This is a genomic window from Vibrio sp. B1ASS3, assembly GCF_905175355.1.
Taxonomy (GTDB): domain Bacteria; phylum Pseudomonadota; class Gammaproteobacteria; order Enterobacterales; family Vibrionaceae; genus Vibrio; species Vibrio owensii.
Genome location: NZ_HG992742.1, coordinates 3,742,945 through 3,758,335 on the forward strand (window position 1 = coordinate 3,742,945; position 15,391 = coordinate 3,758,335).

At 41.3% G+C, this 15,391-nt stretch carries 12 protein-coding genes and 1 pseudogene; 5 read left to right on the forward strand and 8 right to left on the reverse strand.

Annotation, left to right across the window (positions count from 1 at the left end):
• Positions 1–951, forward strand: coding sequence for a Kdo(2)-lipid IV(A) acyltransferase (locus tag KJB05_RS17030; RefSeq protein ID WP_005430198.1), 951 nt, complete (start codon positions 1–3; stop codon positions 949–951).
• A gap of 71 nt (positions 952–1,022) precedes the next feature.
• On the opposite strand, the gene pyrE is transcribed toward KJB05_RS17030, so the two are convergent.
• Together pyrE and rph are read right to left on the reverse strand one after the other, a co-directional pair.
• On the reverse strand, positions 1,023–1,664 hold the full coding sequence (gene pyrE, locus KJB05_RS17035) for an orotate phosphoribosyltransferase (protein ID WP_005379384.1): 642 nt from the start codon (positions 1,662–1,664) through the stop codon (positions 1,023–1,025).
• A gap of 241 nt (positions 1,665–1,905) precedes the next feature.
• Positions 1,906–2,622 (reverse strand): ribonuclease PH, encoded by a 717-nt coding sequence (rph, locus tag KJB05_RS17040; protein ID WP_005430192.1) that lies wholly within the window; start codon positions 2,620–2,622, stop codon positions 1,906–1,908.
• Between the two features lie 174 nt (positions 2,623–2,796).
• Here rph and KJB05_RS17045 point away from each other — a divergent pair, with 174 nt between their 5' ends.
• The 3 genes from KJB05_RS17045 (at position 2,797) to KJB05_RS17055 (ending at position 4,996) form a co-directional block, all read left to right on the forward strand.
• Entirely contained in the window at positions 2,797–3,663 is an 867-nt protein-coding gene (locus KJB05_RS17045) for a YicC/YloC family endoribonuclease (protein ID WP_039841297.1), read from the forward strand.
• Between the two features lie 235 nt (positions 3,664–3,898).
• On the forward strand, positions 3,899–4,024 hold the full coding sequence (locus KJB05_RS17050) for a hypothetical protein (protein ID WP_279612161.1): 126 nt from the start codon (positions 3,899–3,901) through the stop codon (positions 4,022–4,024).
• A gap of 63 nt (positions 4,025–4,087) precedes the next feature.
• Entirely contained in the window at positions 4,088–4,996 is a 909-nt protein-coding gene (locus KJB05_RS17055) for an IS5 family transposase (RefSeq protein ID WP_213053092.1), read from the forward strand.
• Between the two features lie 54 nt (positions 4,997–5,050).
• Here the strand turns inward: KJB05_RS17055 and KJB05_RS17060 are convergent.
• The 4 genes and pseudogenes from KJB05_RS17060 to KJB05_RS17075 form a co-directional block, all read right to left on the reverse strand.
• Positions 5,051–5,797: pseudogene (locus KJB05_RS17060) on the reverse strand (hypothetical protein); the annotation flags it as partial.
• 331 nt (positions 5,798–6,128) lie between these two features.
• Positions 6,129–7,292, reverse strand: coding sequence for an acetyl-CoA C-acyltransferase FadA (gene fadA / locus KJB05_RS17065; RefSeq protein WP_208446277.1), 1,164 nt, complete (start codon positions 7,290–7,292; stop codon positions 6,129–6,131).
• A 14-nt stretch (positions 7,293–7,306) separates the two neighbouring features.
• Positions 7,307–9,454, reverse strand: a complete 2,148-nt coding sequence (gene fadB, locus KJB05_RS17070) for a fatty acid oxidation complex subunit alpha FadB (RefSeq protein ID WP_208446278.1) — start codon at positions 9,452–9,454, stop codon at positions 7,307–7,309.
• A 16-nt stretch (positions 9,455–9,470) separates the two neighbouring features.
• The gene (locus KJB05_RS17075; protein WP_208446279.1) at positions 9,471–10,778 is read right to left on the reverse strand and encodes an acetyl-CoA hydrolase/transferase C-terminal domain-containing protein; all 1,308 of its coding nucleotides are present in this window, start codon (positions 10,776–10,778) and stop codon (positions 9,471–9,473) included.
• 262 nt (positions 10,779–11,040) lie between these two features.
• Between KJB05_RS17075 and KJB05_RS17080 the strand changes: the two genes are divergently transcribed.
• A complete protein-coding gene (locus KJB05_RS17080) occupies positions 11,041–12,054 on the forward strand; it encodes an AraC family transcriptional regulator (protein ID WP_208446280.1) in 1,014 nt (337 codons plus the stop codon).
• Positions 12,055–12,121: 67 nt separating this feature from the next.
• On the opposite strand, the gene KJB05_RS17085 is transcribed toward KJB05_RS17080, so the two are convergent.
• Together KJB05_RS17085 and KJB05_RS17090 are read right to left on the reverse strand one after the other, a co-directional pair.
• The gene (locus KJB05_RS17085; RefSeq protein ID WP_208446281.1) at positions 12,122–13,678 is read right to left on the reverse strand and encodes an MFS transporter; all 1,557 of its coding nucleotides are present in this window, start codon (positions 13,676–13,678) and stop codon (positions 12,122–12,124) included.
• Between the two features lie 53 nt (positions 13,679–13,731).
• The gene (locus tag KJB05_RS17090; RefSeq protein ID WP_208446286.1) at positions 13,732–15,369 is read right to left on the reverse strand and encodes an MFS transporter; all 1,638 of its coding nucleotides are present in this window, start codon (positions 15,367–15,369) and stop codon (positions 13,732–13,734) included.
• Positions 15,370–15,391 lie beyond the last annotated feature (22 nt).

A 15,391-nucleotide genomic window follows, 5' to 3' on the forward strand; every position in this document is an offset into this window, starting at 1 on the left:
ATGAGTAAAGACAAATTCACTAAGCCGGAGTTTTCTCTTTCCCTTCTCCATCCTCGTAACTGGGGCGTTTGGCTCGGCTTTGGCTTTTTGGCTATCGTGGTCAATATTCTTCCATACCGCATGTTGCTATCGTTAGGTCGCACGCTTGGTCATCTTGGTATGCGTTACGGCAAAGGTCGTGTCCATGTTGCGACACGTAACCTTGAGTTGGCTTTTCCAGATAAAACGCCTGAAGAGATCCAGCACATCGTTGAAGAGAACTTCAAGAACACCGGTATGGCGCTGATCGAGACCGGCATCACTTGGTTCTGGCCAACGTGGCGTTTCAAAACTCTGATTGTCGAGAAAGACCTAGGCGCTCTGCATGAGAAAAATGCAGAAGGCAAAGGCGTACTGCTGTGCTGCGTACACGCACTTAATCTTGAAATCACGGCGCGTGCCTTTGCAGTACTTGGCGTGGCGGGTTACGGTGCATTTCGTCCGCACAACAACCCTGCGTACAACTTCATTCAGTACTGGGGGCGCACACACAATGGCAACAAGCTGATTGATCGTAAAGACGTTAAACAGATGATTCGTGTTCTACGTAGCGGTGAGCGTTTGTTCTACTTACCGGACCACGATTACGGTCGTAACAAGTCAGTATTCGTGCCTTTCTTCGCAGTTGAAGACGCTTGTACTACAACTGGCACCAGCATTCTGGCTTACACGTCTAAGTGCTCGATTATTCCGGGTTCTGGCTTCCGTAATGAAGATGGCAAGTACGAAATCATCGCTGATAAGTGCATTGAAGCCGACTACCCGAAAAAAGACGAAGTTGCGGCAGCGGCTTACATGAACACTTTTGTGGAAGAAGTAATTCTGCGTGCGCCAGAGCAGTGGATGTGGCTGCACAAACGCTACAAGACCATGGCTGATGAAACTGCACCAAAAGGCATTCGCTACAAGTAAATAATAAAGATAAAAGAAAAGGGCTGATGGATATCCACCAGCCCCTTTTTTCTTTAATGATGAAAGAACAATTAAATGCCGTATTCCGCGCGGTACGCTTTTACTGCTTCTAGGTGCTCTTTGTCTGTACCTTTCTCTTCAAGGAAAGTCACAAGGTCAGTCAGGCTAACGATTGAGATGATTGCACAACCAAAGTCACGCTCCACTTCTTGAATCGCAGACAACTCACCTTTGCCTTTTTCTTGACGGTCAATCGCAACCAGCACACCTGCTAGGTCCGCACCATTTGCTTGGATGATTTCCATTGATTCGCGAATCGCGGTACCTGCTGTGATTACGTCATCTACTAGCATGATACGACCTTCAAGCGCAGAACCCACAAGGTTACCGCCTTCGCCGTGGTCTTTTGCTTCTTTACGGTTGAAGCAGTAAGGCGTGTCGATGTCGTGGTGATCCGCTAGCGCTACTGCAGTTGTAGTCGCGATTGGGATACCTTTGTACGCAGGGCCAAACAGTACATCAAACTCAATGCCTGAGTCCGCAAGTGCTGCAGCGTAAAAACGACCAAGACGCGCTAGGTCACGACCAGTATTGAAAAGACCAGCGTTAAAGAAGTACGGGCTTTTACGGCCAGATTTCAAAGTAAACTCACCAAACTTAAGAACTTCTTTCTCAAGTGCAAACTCAATAAATTCACGCTGGTATGCTTTCATTATTTTCTCTCTAAATACAGGCTTGGTATCCATATTCCCAAGCAGTTAATAAACACTAATGCGTTATCTCCTAAGTAGATGGATTTACAGCTAGGCAGCAAGTTTTTCTATCCCTATGAGCATAGTCTTCCTATGTAAATAGGTCGGACTGGCGCTCCAGTAGAAAAGCGCAGCGAACAACGCTGTAGATTCATATACGACGGAGATAAAAAAATAGCCCCCATAATGGGAGCTATTAAAATCAATTGGCTAACGCCGCCTTCTGCGCTGCGACAATTTCCGTAATGCCGACTTTCGCCGACTCTAGCAGAGCCATCAGCTGCTCGTGACTGAACGGTTCACCTTCTGCGGTGCCCTGAATTTCAATCATCTTGCCTTCTTCTGTCATCACAACGTTCATGTCTGTGTCTGCCGCTGAATCTTCAACGTACTCAAGGTCACACAGAACATCATCACCTAGCAAACCAACTGAAACTGCCGCTACGTGGCCTTTCATTGGGTTTGCTTTTAACTTGCCGCTGTCCACTAGGTGTTGGAACGCATCTGCCATTGCTACGCTTGCGCCGCTGATAGATGCAGTGCGAGTGCCGCCGTCTGCTTGGATAACATCACAGTCAACTGTGATCATAAACTCACCCATCGCTTGTAGATCAACTACAGCGCGTAGGCTGCGTGCGATCAAGCGTTGGATTTCCATTGTACGACCGCCTTGCTTACCGTTCGCTGCTTCACGACGCGTACGCGAGTGAGTCGCACGAGGTAGCATGCCGTATTCAGCCGTTACCCAGCCTTTACCTTGACCTTTGAGCCAACGAGGCACAGATTCTTCAACGGTCGCATTACACAACACTTTGGTGTTACCAAATTCAACTAACACTGAGCCTTCAGCATAAGCTGTGTAGTTACGAGTAATTTTGATTGGGCGAACTTGATCCGCCTTGCGATCGTTTGGACGCATGGGCATCTACCTTAAGTAATGAGGAGAAGACGATTTGGTTGGGCGCAGATTATAACGGAATCGATTAAATAAAGCTATCTGGACAATCTCGACTCAGAATAGCAAAGCCACTGCCATCTGGCTGTGCTACTATTGCGGGGTAATTTTCAGCAAATTAGAAGACAGGAAAATTCAATGATTTACAGTATGACAGCGTACGCGCGTAAAGAAGTGAAAGGCGATTGGGGTAGCGCAGTGTGGGAAATCCGCAGTGTAAACCAACGCTACCTAGAAACTTACTTCCGTATGCCTGAGCAGTTCCGTGCTCTTGAACCAGTACTGCGTGAGCGTTTTCGTAAGCGCCTAGCACGCGGCAAAGTAGAATGTAGCCTGCGTTTTGAAGCGAACCCAGCAGCAAAAGCTGAACTAAGCATCAATGAAACACTGGCAAACCAAGTGATCAAAGCCGCTGAGCAAGTGATGCACATGACTGGTGAGCTCAGCCGCATCAACCCATTCCAAGTAATGCAATGGCCTGGTGTGATGGAAACGCCAGAGCAAAACATGGATGAAGTTAATAAAGAACTGCTTGCTGCTTTTGACGAAGCAATCAGCGAGTTCATCGAAGCACGTGGTCGTGAAGGCGACAACATGAAAGCGCTTATCGAACAGCGCCTAGAAGCGATCACATCAGAAGTTGTGAAAGTTCGCGCACGCATGCCAGAAATCCTTGAGTGGCAACGTGAGCGTCTGTTCTCGAAGTTTGAAGATGCAAAAGTAGAGCTAGACCCATCTCGCGTTGAACAAGAGCTTATCCTTCTGGCACAGAAATCAGACGTAGCAGAAGAGCTAGACCGTCTTGATTCTCACGTGAAAGAGACCACAAACATCCTGAAGAAAGGAGGCGCTGTCGGTCGTCGTCTAGATTTCATGATGCAGGAGTTCAACCGTGAGTCGAACACGCTAGCATCAAAATCAATCAGCACAGACATCACTGCGTCAGGTGTTGAACTGAAAGTTCTGATTGAGCAAATGCGTGAACAGATCCAAAATATAGAATAGATTCCCCTCTACTCCACACACTTCCACAAGGCCCTTATTTATAAGGGCTTTGTTATTTTTTTCATCTATATACATCCATAGAATTCATCAACAGCCACGAACAAATGGAGAGTATCGTGGGTAGCATTTTGCTATTCACTCCCCATCGTAGTATAAATATCACAACATACTCCCCACATTTGGAGGGTAATATAATTATAACTTCGAATAGAGCTATAAATTCAAGGAGATTGAGATGGGTAATCTCACTGTCAACCAAGTTAAGGCGATAGTAAAAGACCAAAAAGCAGGTCGTCATGCAGATGGTGATGGTTTCTATCTAATGATTCCTAGAGTAGGTCGACCAGGCGTTGTTGCCTAAATCAGTTGAACCTTTTTCGAGTCCTGCGATCTGACCCTTTATGATGGTTAGAGCGGTGACAACATGGGTAAGGCGAAAAGGAAGATAACTAACTGGGCGGAGTATAATAAGGCTTTGTGCAAACGGGGCTCGGTTACGTTCTGGAGCGATGATACAGCCGTAGATGCATGGCAATGCAAAACCCATCATGGTAAACGTGGTAGAGGCTTTCAATACTCTGATACAGCGATTGAAACTGCCTTGATGATTAAAGGAATATTCTCACTACCATTGCGTGCTCTTCAAGGTTTTATCGACTCTATCTTTAAGTTATTGGATGCGCCGCTGACGTCCCCAGACTACACCTGTATCAGTAAACGCTCGAAGACAGTCCAGGTCAAATACCGTAATAAATCTAAAGGGGCTATTCGTCATATAGCCATTGACTCGACTGGCCTTAAAGTCTTTGGAGAGGGTGAGTGGAAAGTGAAGAAACACGGTGCCGAAAAACGTAGAACATGGCGCAAGCTGCACTTAGCCGTTAATGTAGATACCCATGAAGCCATTAGTGCCGAGCTCAGTCTGGTCAATGTTGGTGATAGCGAGGTGCTGCCAACGTTGCTTAACCCTTTACGTAGAAAGATCGATGCTGTATCTGCTGACGGAGCATACGACACAAAAAGTTGCCACAATACTCTGAAAAATAAAGGTTGTACTCCGTTAATACCACCTCGAAAGAATGCAGCGTTTTGGGAAGATGGGCATCCCAGAAATGAAGCAGTAGAGGCTCTGAAAAACGGAAGAATAGCGGAGTGGAAATCCGAGTCTGGTTATCACTATCGCTCAATATCTGAGACCGCAATGTCACGATATAAAGGACTAACAAGCGGTAAATTGAGCTTGAGATGTTACAACGCTCAAGTGGGTGAAATCATGGCGAATGTCAAAGCGATAAACAAAGTCATAGGACTAGGCATGCCTGTTCGAAGCTAACGATTAGCTACATATGGTGTCGTTGACCTTCAAGATGATTTGATCAACAACGCCCTCTTGAACTAAACGATTGTTGTAGAAATGGTAGTAGTAACCTTCGGTTGGCAGTCCTAAACGCTCTCCTAGCTGCACTGAGGGTACGACAGGAATAAACGCTTCTCGAACTGCATCTGAGCCTATAGGCTTAAGCTTCACATTATGAGGTACACTGATACCCATTGGGATAGCCGCTACTTTAGCCGTTAACCTTTTCGGTTCATCAACGGCAGAATAAGCGGTATATTTTGTGCCGTGTTCAGTGACCGCCGTCAACCAGCGACCTATCACTACCTCTTCTTTCGTCTTAGCCAGCTCAAACGAGCAGCCTACGCTTTTTCTAAACGTCTCATCAGAGCAAGCGACTTCAAAACAGTACTCATATTTCAGTTTCGGTGGAGCATCAGAGGTATCCGGCTTAACAGGCTCTGGGACATAAGTCTCTTAAATGTTGGGAGCATAACCCGCTGAACTTCGGCTTGGCGCAGCGCCACCAGCCGCTCCACCAGACATCTTAGCTCTAGAGAGAAAGGCATTCTTTGCTTCCGGTGATAGTGCCTCTTGTCCTTCAGCAGACAAGCTCCACGATTTACTCATTCCGTCTCTGAGCAACACGGGCTTAGAAGGGATATCCGTTAACAACGCCAGTTCCCCACTTTTAAGCTTGTTCATAAAGCTAGCGAAGTTCACTCCACGAGGAAGTGCTGACCCCAGTGCCTTTTCCGTTAATCCTTCTATATCACCCTCGACTCAACCGACAAATTGTAGACATTGTGATTTTTATTCACTGGACTCTTTCATTTTAATAGCCACTTAATTATTAAGTGAATTTACTGCTCTGCAATGCCGTAGCTACTCCCACTTTCTTTGCTAGCTTCTGGGCTTCGGCTTTAAGTTCAGGAGAATGGATAATACGTTTATTCTTGTTTGTCATAGTTCACCTCGTTAATGCTTGTACTCACTTAGCTCGGTGCCCAAAATGGCTGGCGCGATTCAATAATAACTTGAACATTCTCATTCTTCAGGCAATGCCGAAAAGAACGAAAACCACCTTTAAAGAAGGTGGTTTAAGGTTAGAAAATAGAGTAACGTTCTATTAATAACGTTCTATTACCGTCGCAATGCCTTGTCCCATGCCAATACACATAGTAGCGAGACCATAACGTCCATCTTTTTGCTCAAGGATATTAATCAAAGTTGCAATCAAGCGCGCACCTGAACATCCCAAAGGATGACCTAATGCAATTGCGCCACCATGTAGATTGACTTTGTCATCTCTCACATCCCACAAATCAAGTGCTTTAAGGCATGGAATAGATTGCGCTGCAAACGCCTCATTGATTTCAACATAGTCCATATCATGAATAGTCATCTTAGCTTTTGCCAATGCTTTTAAGCTGGAAGGAACAGGTCCATACCCCATTATTGCAGCCGGCACACCCGCAGTTGCCATTGAAATAATTTTCGCTCTTGGTTTAATGCCAAGAGCTAAAGCTTTTTCTTCACTCATCACGACTAAGCATGATGCCCCATCAGATAGAGCTGAAGAGGTTCCAGCTGTTACCGTACCATTCACAGGATCAAAAACTGGGCGAAGTTGAGCTAATGTCTCTTCTGTTGTTTCAGGGCGAATCACTTCATCGTGCTTGACCAAAAACGGAATACCATTTTCGTCATGCCCCATCACAGGAACAATTTCATTATCAAATAACCCTTCCAACGTTGCTTGATGAGCTAAACGATGAGAACGCGCACCTAATGCATCTTGCTCCTCACGAGTACATTTATGAATTTTACCCAGAGCTTCAGCCGTTAATCCCATCATAGCGGATGCTTGTGCTAACGTTTTATCATTAGATGGGTTCATATTGATGCCTTTAGTCATAGGAACATGTCCCATATGCTCAACACCACCCACTAGAATCATATCGGCATCTTCCGCTTTAATCGCACGAGCCGCAATATGAAGTGCATCCATAGACGATCCGCATAAACGATTAACCGTTGTAGCTGGCACTTCAACAGGAATATCAGCAATGAGAGCAGCATTACGCGCAACATTAAGCCCTTGTTCTTCTGTCTGCTGAACGCATCCCCAGATAATATCATCAACCATAGTTGGTGCGAGTTGAGGATTACGTTTAAACACGGCTTTCATCAATTCAGCAGAAAGATCATCGGCGCGAACATGACGAAATACACCATTTTTTGAGCGTCCCATTGGGGTACGAACGGCATCAACAATAACAACATTTTTCATAGTTTATCCCTCTCTTATTTTGTATAAAACGTTTGTTTTTGTTGCGCACGATTTAGAACACCTTCAGGAATCTGGTATAGCGTTCCTAAATGTTTAAATGTCTCAGCCAACGAGATCAGCTTCTCCATACCAAGTTGATCCATGTAGTAGAACAAACCACCTCTAAAGGCTGGGAAACCCGTTCCATAAAGCATGGCAATATCAGCCTCTTCAGGACTTGCTACAATGCCTTCATCGAGACAACGAACCGCTTCAAACATCATAGGGAGCATCAATCGCATCATCATTGTTTCAGCGTCATCCTCGCATTGAGAGGCAGCAAGTTTAGCAATCAATTCATCACTTTGAGTATTGCGCTGAGGTTTGAGGCGTCCCTTACGATCTGCCACATGTTGGTAAAAACCTTGATGGTTCTTCTGACCTAAATATCCCTCATCGACTAAGGTCTGAATAATGTTTTTTTGCGGTTTTTGTAATCGATCAGGGAATGCATCGTCCATCACATCAATACAGTGCGCTGTTGTATCAAGCCCAATAACATCTAACAGCATTGCAGGCCCCATTGGCCAACCAAACTGCTTTGTCATGATCTTATCGACAACAGAGATATCAGCACCGTCAGTCAGTAGTTGGTTAAATGCAAGGAAGTACGGTGTTAAACAACGATTTACCAAAAAGCCTGCACAATCATTGATAACAATTGGTGTTTTTCCAAGTTGTTTTACATATTGAACCGCTTTATTGATGGTTTCATCTGATGTTTTCTCTCCCTTAATCACCTCAACCAATGGCATACGATGAACAGGGTTAAAAAAGTGAATTCCGCAGAAATTTTCTGGGCGTTGTAGTGACTTAGCCAATCCTGAAATATTTAATGTTGAGGTATTAGAAGCAATCAGGGCATTTGGGGCTTTCTGTTCAATATCTGCCAAGACGTTTGCCTTAACATTTGGATTTTCAACCACCGCCTCAATCACAAGCTCCGTCTCCGTTAATGAGATATCATGCAGTGTCGGTTGAATACGATTTAGAACTTGTCCCATTGCCAGCGGTGTTTTTCTTTTCTTAGTAACTTGCTTTGCTAACAATTTATTGGCTTCTTCTAGACCTAAATCCAACCCCTGCTGATTAATGTCTTTTAAATGAACATGCATGCCCTTATCAGCTGAAACATAAGCGATGCCCCCACCCATAATTCCAGCACCAAGTACAGAAATACCATTAAGAGGCTTTTGCTCTGAACTGAATCCTTTTGTTTTAGCTTTCACTGCCATATCACTCAAGAATACAGATACCAAAGCATCAGCAACGCCCGTTTTCACACATTGACATAAATGTTCACGCTCAATCGCCAGAGCTTCATCTCGACATGATCCTGCGGCTTTTTCAATGGCATTTAGCATAATCACTGGTGCAGGATAGTGTTTACCTGCTGTTTTAGCGATCATGCCTTTTGCAACACTTACTGACATACCCAGTTCGTATTGATTCATTCGCAGCGATGATAATTTCTCTTTTTTGCGCTCTTGCCAATCTAACTCACCTTTAAGGCATGAATTTAAAACTTGAATTGCAGCTTCAACTGGATCTTGTTTATTGGAATCAATCACGCCATCAGCAAAATGGCATGTCAGCGCTTTACTTGCATTAAATTTCTTTCCAGTCGTTAACCATTGCAATGCAGTATCTAAACCTAATAGTCTTGGCAAACGCGTTAGGCCACCCCAACCAGGGAAAATACCTAATTTAACTTCAGGGAAAGTAACAGCAGCATCGGTGGTCATCAAACGGTAATCTGCAAGTAGAGCTAACTCTGCACCACCACCTGCGGTAAATCCATTTAGTACGACAACTTTTGGTATTTCTAAATCTTCAATACGGTTATAAATGCTATGAACCCATGTTAAATAGTCATTAACCGCTTGTTCTCCCTGAGCAAAAAGAGCGCGAAACTCCTTAACGTTTGCCCCTCCGCAAAATAGCTTTTTATCAGAACGAATGATCAAACCAGAAAGATCAGATTGATCTATCGTATCCAATATTCTTGATAGTTCTTCTAACGCAGCCTTACCTAACGTATTTACGCTGTCTTTTGTTGAGGATAGAATTAGCTCACCAAAACTTTGGTTGCGTTTTAATTGAAAATATTCGCCTTGGTACATAAATAAATCCCTCTTTCTACAGCAAACCGACGGCTTTTGCGTGTTCTATTAATTTATTACGAAAATCTGGATGAGCAATCTTAATCAGTTCTTGAGCGCGAGCATTAGCCGTTAAACCGCGAAGATCGGCATAGCCATACTCGGTTACAATGATCTGAACATCATTGCGAAGTGTAGTAATTGGCGTACCTTCGGGGAGAGCCAATTTTATAGTTGAATCTATGATTCCTGACTTTTTATCTTTATGCGTAGAAGCTAATGCAATAATAGATAGACCATTATTCGACATACGAGCACCGCGAACAAAATCCACTTGTCCACCAGAGCCTGATATTTGTTGGTGTCCAATGCCTTCCGATGCTACTTGCCCTGTTAAATCCACCATAAGGCAAGTATTGATAGAGACAAAATTGTCATTTTTAGCAATCTCGACAGGATCATTAACAACACAAACATCCCCTATCTCAATATTGTCATTGCCATCAACAAAATCGATAAGCTCTTGTGAGCCTGCAGCAAAAGCCGCTACAATTTTGTTGGGTTTATAATTTTTTCGTGTACCATTGATCACTCCTAACTTACAGAGTTCCATCATAGATTCAGTAAACATTTCAGTGTGAATACCTAAATCTTTATGGTGAACTAACCCCATACCTAGCGCGTTTGAAATCGTACCGATACCAATTTGAATCGTTGAACCATTAGGGATAAGAGGCAACACATGTGTTGCGATATCTTTTTCAATTTGCCCTGGTTGCTCTGGTTTTGGCCCCGCTATCGGATGATTGCCAATAGCGAAAAAGTCGAAATCGTCAACGTGCATCAGATTGTCATCATTAGCGATGAACGGCTGACATTCATTGATAATACCAATAACAAGCTCAGACGAAGCTAGTCCATATTTATTACCTACACCACCACATGCGCCCAGAGAAACATATCCAGCCGCATTAGGAGGTGTTACTTCAATCACCGAAACGTTACAATTAGCTTGTGTTAACACTTCATCAGCATTAGATAAATGATAAGGAACAATTTTAGCGTTCCCACCATGTTGAAATTTTTTCTCCAGTGGGCCCATAAAAAGGCTATTGTAATTAAGATGACCAAGATATTCAGGCTTCAGAAATTCGTAAGGGTACGTTAACAAACCTGCATATAACGTCGTATTTTCTAGGTCACATGCTCGCTTACTTAATTCATGAAGAAAACAGACAGGGACTGACAAATAACCGCCTGCCCAAACTCTATCACCAGATTTAATTTTTCTTGCTGCATCCTCTAAAGTAACAATATTCATATCACACTTATTGTTAATGTTCATAGTATGTCCTCTTATATTTTTAGACGCTTCTTTGTTTCACAACTGGATACTATCGAATATAAAAAAACAAATTTTTCCATTTTTGACATTAACTTTTCTTAAAATGACAACTGTACAATATATGACCCCCATCACGCATTCACCCCGCAAATTTCAGGAGCTCACAATATAAGAATTAAACATAATAAGAATTCATCAATTATGTTTAAGATCAAATAAACCCTTTAAAAAAAATGTACTATAACAATAGGAAGGATTTCTTATGAACAAAAAAACAAAGAAAAAAAATGTATTAATTAACACTGGTTGGTACAAATTGCTAAAGATGTCAGCTGAACATTTAGAAATTGAACACATCGACCCTAAAAAAGATAATAATCATAGCAGTTTCAATCCCTTAGATGTAAGAAGTGTAAGGGATTTCCAACGTCATCTTACAGAAAAAAAAAAAGACCCTCTTGTTTCTATAACTGCGGCAAAATTTGTCGATCCTCTTTCATTTGGTCATTTCAGTTTGTGTCTATGGACGAGCCCAAACTTGCTTTCTCTTTTAAAAACAGCCTGTGATTATAGTAAAGCCCTGAGTAACCCTATCAAACTTAATTTTAAAATGACGCTAAAAGGTGATGCTGAGATTTATATCACTCAACATGAACCATATAATAATGAGACTTTAATTACTAAACTTGGTCTTAATCTATTCATTTCCACTTTTGTAGAAATCATCAATAAAACATGCAATTACACTGTAAAAAGCCACATATTACTTCCCTATTGGCCATACACTGAATCAGAGAAGAAATGGGTGGAAAACAAAACCCATTGCAATATTCATATAGGAAGCCCAATACGAAAAATTATTATTGAGCGAAAATATCTCTATACAGATATTAAAGATCAAGACAGTGACATTTACGAAACAAGCCTCAACGCTCTAAGACAACAAGTTGCTACTCTTGAGTCCAACGATATTCGATTGCAGATTTATAACTACTTGGACAAACAAGATAATTTAAGCAACGTCAATGGCACCGATATAGCTTCTCACCTGGGAATAAGTTTTAGAACACTCAATAGAAGGCTTATCGAATCTGAAACTAGTTATAGAAACATTTTACAAGAATATCGTTTAGAAAAAGCGTTATATCTACTCAATAATGAAAGAATTAATATGGCGGAAATTTCTTTTCGATTAGGATTCTCCGACCTCAGTGCTTTTTCACGAGCTTTCAAAAGGTGGACAGGAGAATGTCCTAGTAAACTAAATAATAAATAACTATCATTTTCAAATATTTAATGGACTTTGATGTTAAGCTCACAGTTGTAAACTATGAGCTACCTAGTTAACAGCTCGCTACTTTATTACCTATTGGTATGCTTAACATAGTTAGAACAGAACCTACTAACAATACAGTTGACATCGATTTGGCTTTTATAAAATTATTTATTGTAATTAATTCAGTTTTATCATAAACAATAGAAAAACGTTCAAAATATTCAATAACCTGTTTATCATCCATAAAGTCAAAACCATTAACAACTACATTATCTATATTAGATAATTTCATATTATTAGTTACAACCTCAACAAACTCATACTTTGTTATATATGTAAGCAACATGCTAAAGCTAATCACACCTAAAACGTAGCCTATATTTTTTGCTGATGCTTGAGCACCGGATGACTGACCGGAAAAAGTTATTCCAACAGACTGATTTATTACCAAGTTTATTTTTGTTGCAATAAATCCGCACCCAATACCTATCGGTATTAGAGCAACATAGAAATGATAACTAGGTGTCTGTGGTTCTATAACAAAAGCTAATGACAATAAACTAATTGAAATGAGTCCAAGGCCTTTTGTGTTTAGCTCTCGGCTAGTCTGACTATGTAGAACCGTCGCAGAGAAAACAGAAGAAAAAAACATCGAAATAGCAAATATGGTTGTTGATAACGCTAGCGTTATCGATGAGTAGCCTCCAAATGAAATATAGCTAATTATAACAAATAACACCCCTCCATATACTACATACAATAAAGCAAGCATATAAAATCCGCATAATGAGGTTACTGAATAAAATGAAGAAGGAATGACGGAATTCTTATAACTTCTTTTATTATTTAAGTAAATAATAAATATTGACATTGAAATTAAAAACAATAATAAAGGTATACTGACAATGTCAAAAATATTAACTCCTATCGATATGGATGGAACAAGAAAACCTAGCTTTGGCGTCAATACTACTGATAACAAAAACAAAAACAGTGTAATAAACACAATAACACTTTCGCTTATATTTATTTTTACATCAGATACCAAAAATTCAGGCTCAGGCATTTTTAATGAAATAACCAAAACCAATAATGATAGAGCAGCCAATATGATATACCCTGACCGCCATTCCCAATACTGGTGAAGTACATTTAACAACAATGGAAAAACTGCAACAATAACAGCGACAGATGTCCCCCAGATGCTAAAAGCTAAAACTCGATTGTTTTTTTTTATTACTGTTGAAAGTAATGAAACACATGCTGGAAGAATGAGTGATGCTCCTATACCAAAAAACACTCGTGATAGTCCAACAAACGTGAGAAAATCGGATGATGCTATGGCAAACACTTCACCCAAAAAAGTAAAACATAGTCCAAACTGAAATATTTTTTTCCAATTTAAAAAATACCCTAAAACACCACTAATTATCATTAAAGAAGCACAAATAACAGAATAGAGCGAAGCTATCATTTGCCCTACAGCTCGATCAACATCAAAAAATGACATAATCTCCTTTATAGAAAGTGCAGTCGTAATATTGTCTGCACTTGTGATAACTTGAGCTAGACAAACACATAATAAAAGATAGACCTCATGAGGTAACCAGCCATTCCTACTCATTATATATTCCTTAAAACGAAGAAAGCCTCTCTAAAGAGGCTTCACATATTAAATTAGCGTTCAAACTGTTCAAAGACTTCGTCTACTTCATGGTCTTTTTTAACCATAAGACTTCTTGAAGGTAAGTTTTTCAATGAAAGTAAGAATATAAGCATAAAAATAGCTACAGCATACAAACCAGCTCTTGCTGCATTTAAACGAACTTCACTATTAATAGCAACAGCAGCTGAAACTTCATTTACATCAACGATGTTCTTTTCATTAATATAAACAGTGAAGTCTTTATCACTTAAGAAAGGGATTGCCGATACATTTTCAAGGGTTTGCTTCGATTCTTGAGCGAAAACGGCCGTTTCTGTAACTTGTTGCTTGTAATCAGATGTCATTACCATCAACATAGTTACACCCATAATTGCAATACCAACAGCATAACCAATATTTCTGACTGTAGCCTGAATACCACCAGATTGTTGTGCCTCTACTGGGTCAAGAGCATCAGTTACAATGATAGAACATTGAGATGCCATCGCACCAACAGAACATCCCATTATAGTTTGCCCAACAATTAATAGACTGTTTACACCGCCGGCTTCCAAGCCTAGTGACATAATGAATGATGCAATAGCAGCTCCTATTAAGCTCAAAGCACATACGGTTTTCACTTTTAAATGACTTAATTTAGCAGGAAGAAGCATTGCGGTAAGAACAGTACCTAAACTCATACCAATTAAAGTCATTCCAGCTTGCGCTGCTGAATAATCAGCAACCAGTTGCATGTACGGGACCGTGATAGCGACCGGTGCCGCAGAGCCAACCCAAAACAAAGCCCCCATGTATAGACCTGTTTGAACCTGCTTGTTATAAATGATTTTTTCGGGCATAAGCGCTAATCCGCCTTTTGCCTCGTAGCGTTTTTCCCACATTAGCAATAGTGCTAGAACCACTAAACCAACAATAATCATTATAAGAGCCGGAGAGAGACCAACTACAGAAAAGTCCGTAATTGGAGACATAATGCCCCAAACTGGCGTTTTTAATGTTCCAACAATAACAAGTAGTAAACCAATTGCGGCTAGCACAATCCCGACAATGTCCAATTTTGGCTTTTGAGCAGAAACTTCTACGTCTTCAACTTTTACTGAAGCAGCTAGGACTAAAGCGAAAATTACACTTAATAGAAGATAGGTTACTTTGAATCCGACAACATCGAGCAATGTGCCAAATACCACAGGCATGACAGCAGCAGCAATACCCGAGGCAGCGGCTAAAGCACTAAATGCAATTGCTTGATCTTTGCCTTGATAGTTACCAGCGATCAAACCAAGTACGGCGGGGATAGTTAAACTTGCCCCTGCGCCTGTTAACACACGAGCACCATAAATAAACACGTGAATATTTGGTGAAAATGCCGCAACTACTTCACTGACGCAAAGCAAAACTAAACCAATTCGAAAGGACTTTCTCCATCCAAGAATTAATCCCATTAAGCCACCGGCGATCATTAATGCGCCGGCAATAAGTGAATAAGTCGCATTAGCCATTTGAAGCTGATCCATCGACGCTCCAAACAACTGGGTTAAAGACGATGCAGAAACTCCAACTGTTGAGTTATCACCACTCGTACCAACCTGAGCTACGCATAAGATTAGTAACGTAAGCCATTTATTAGTGTTATTTGTTTTTTGATTCATTATATTAATGAAAGGCTGCACT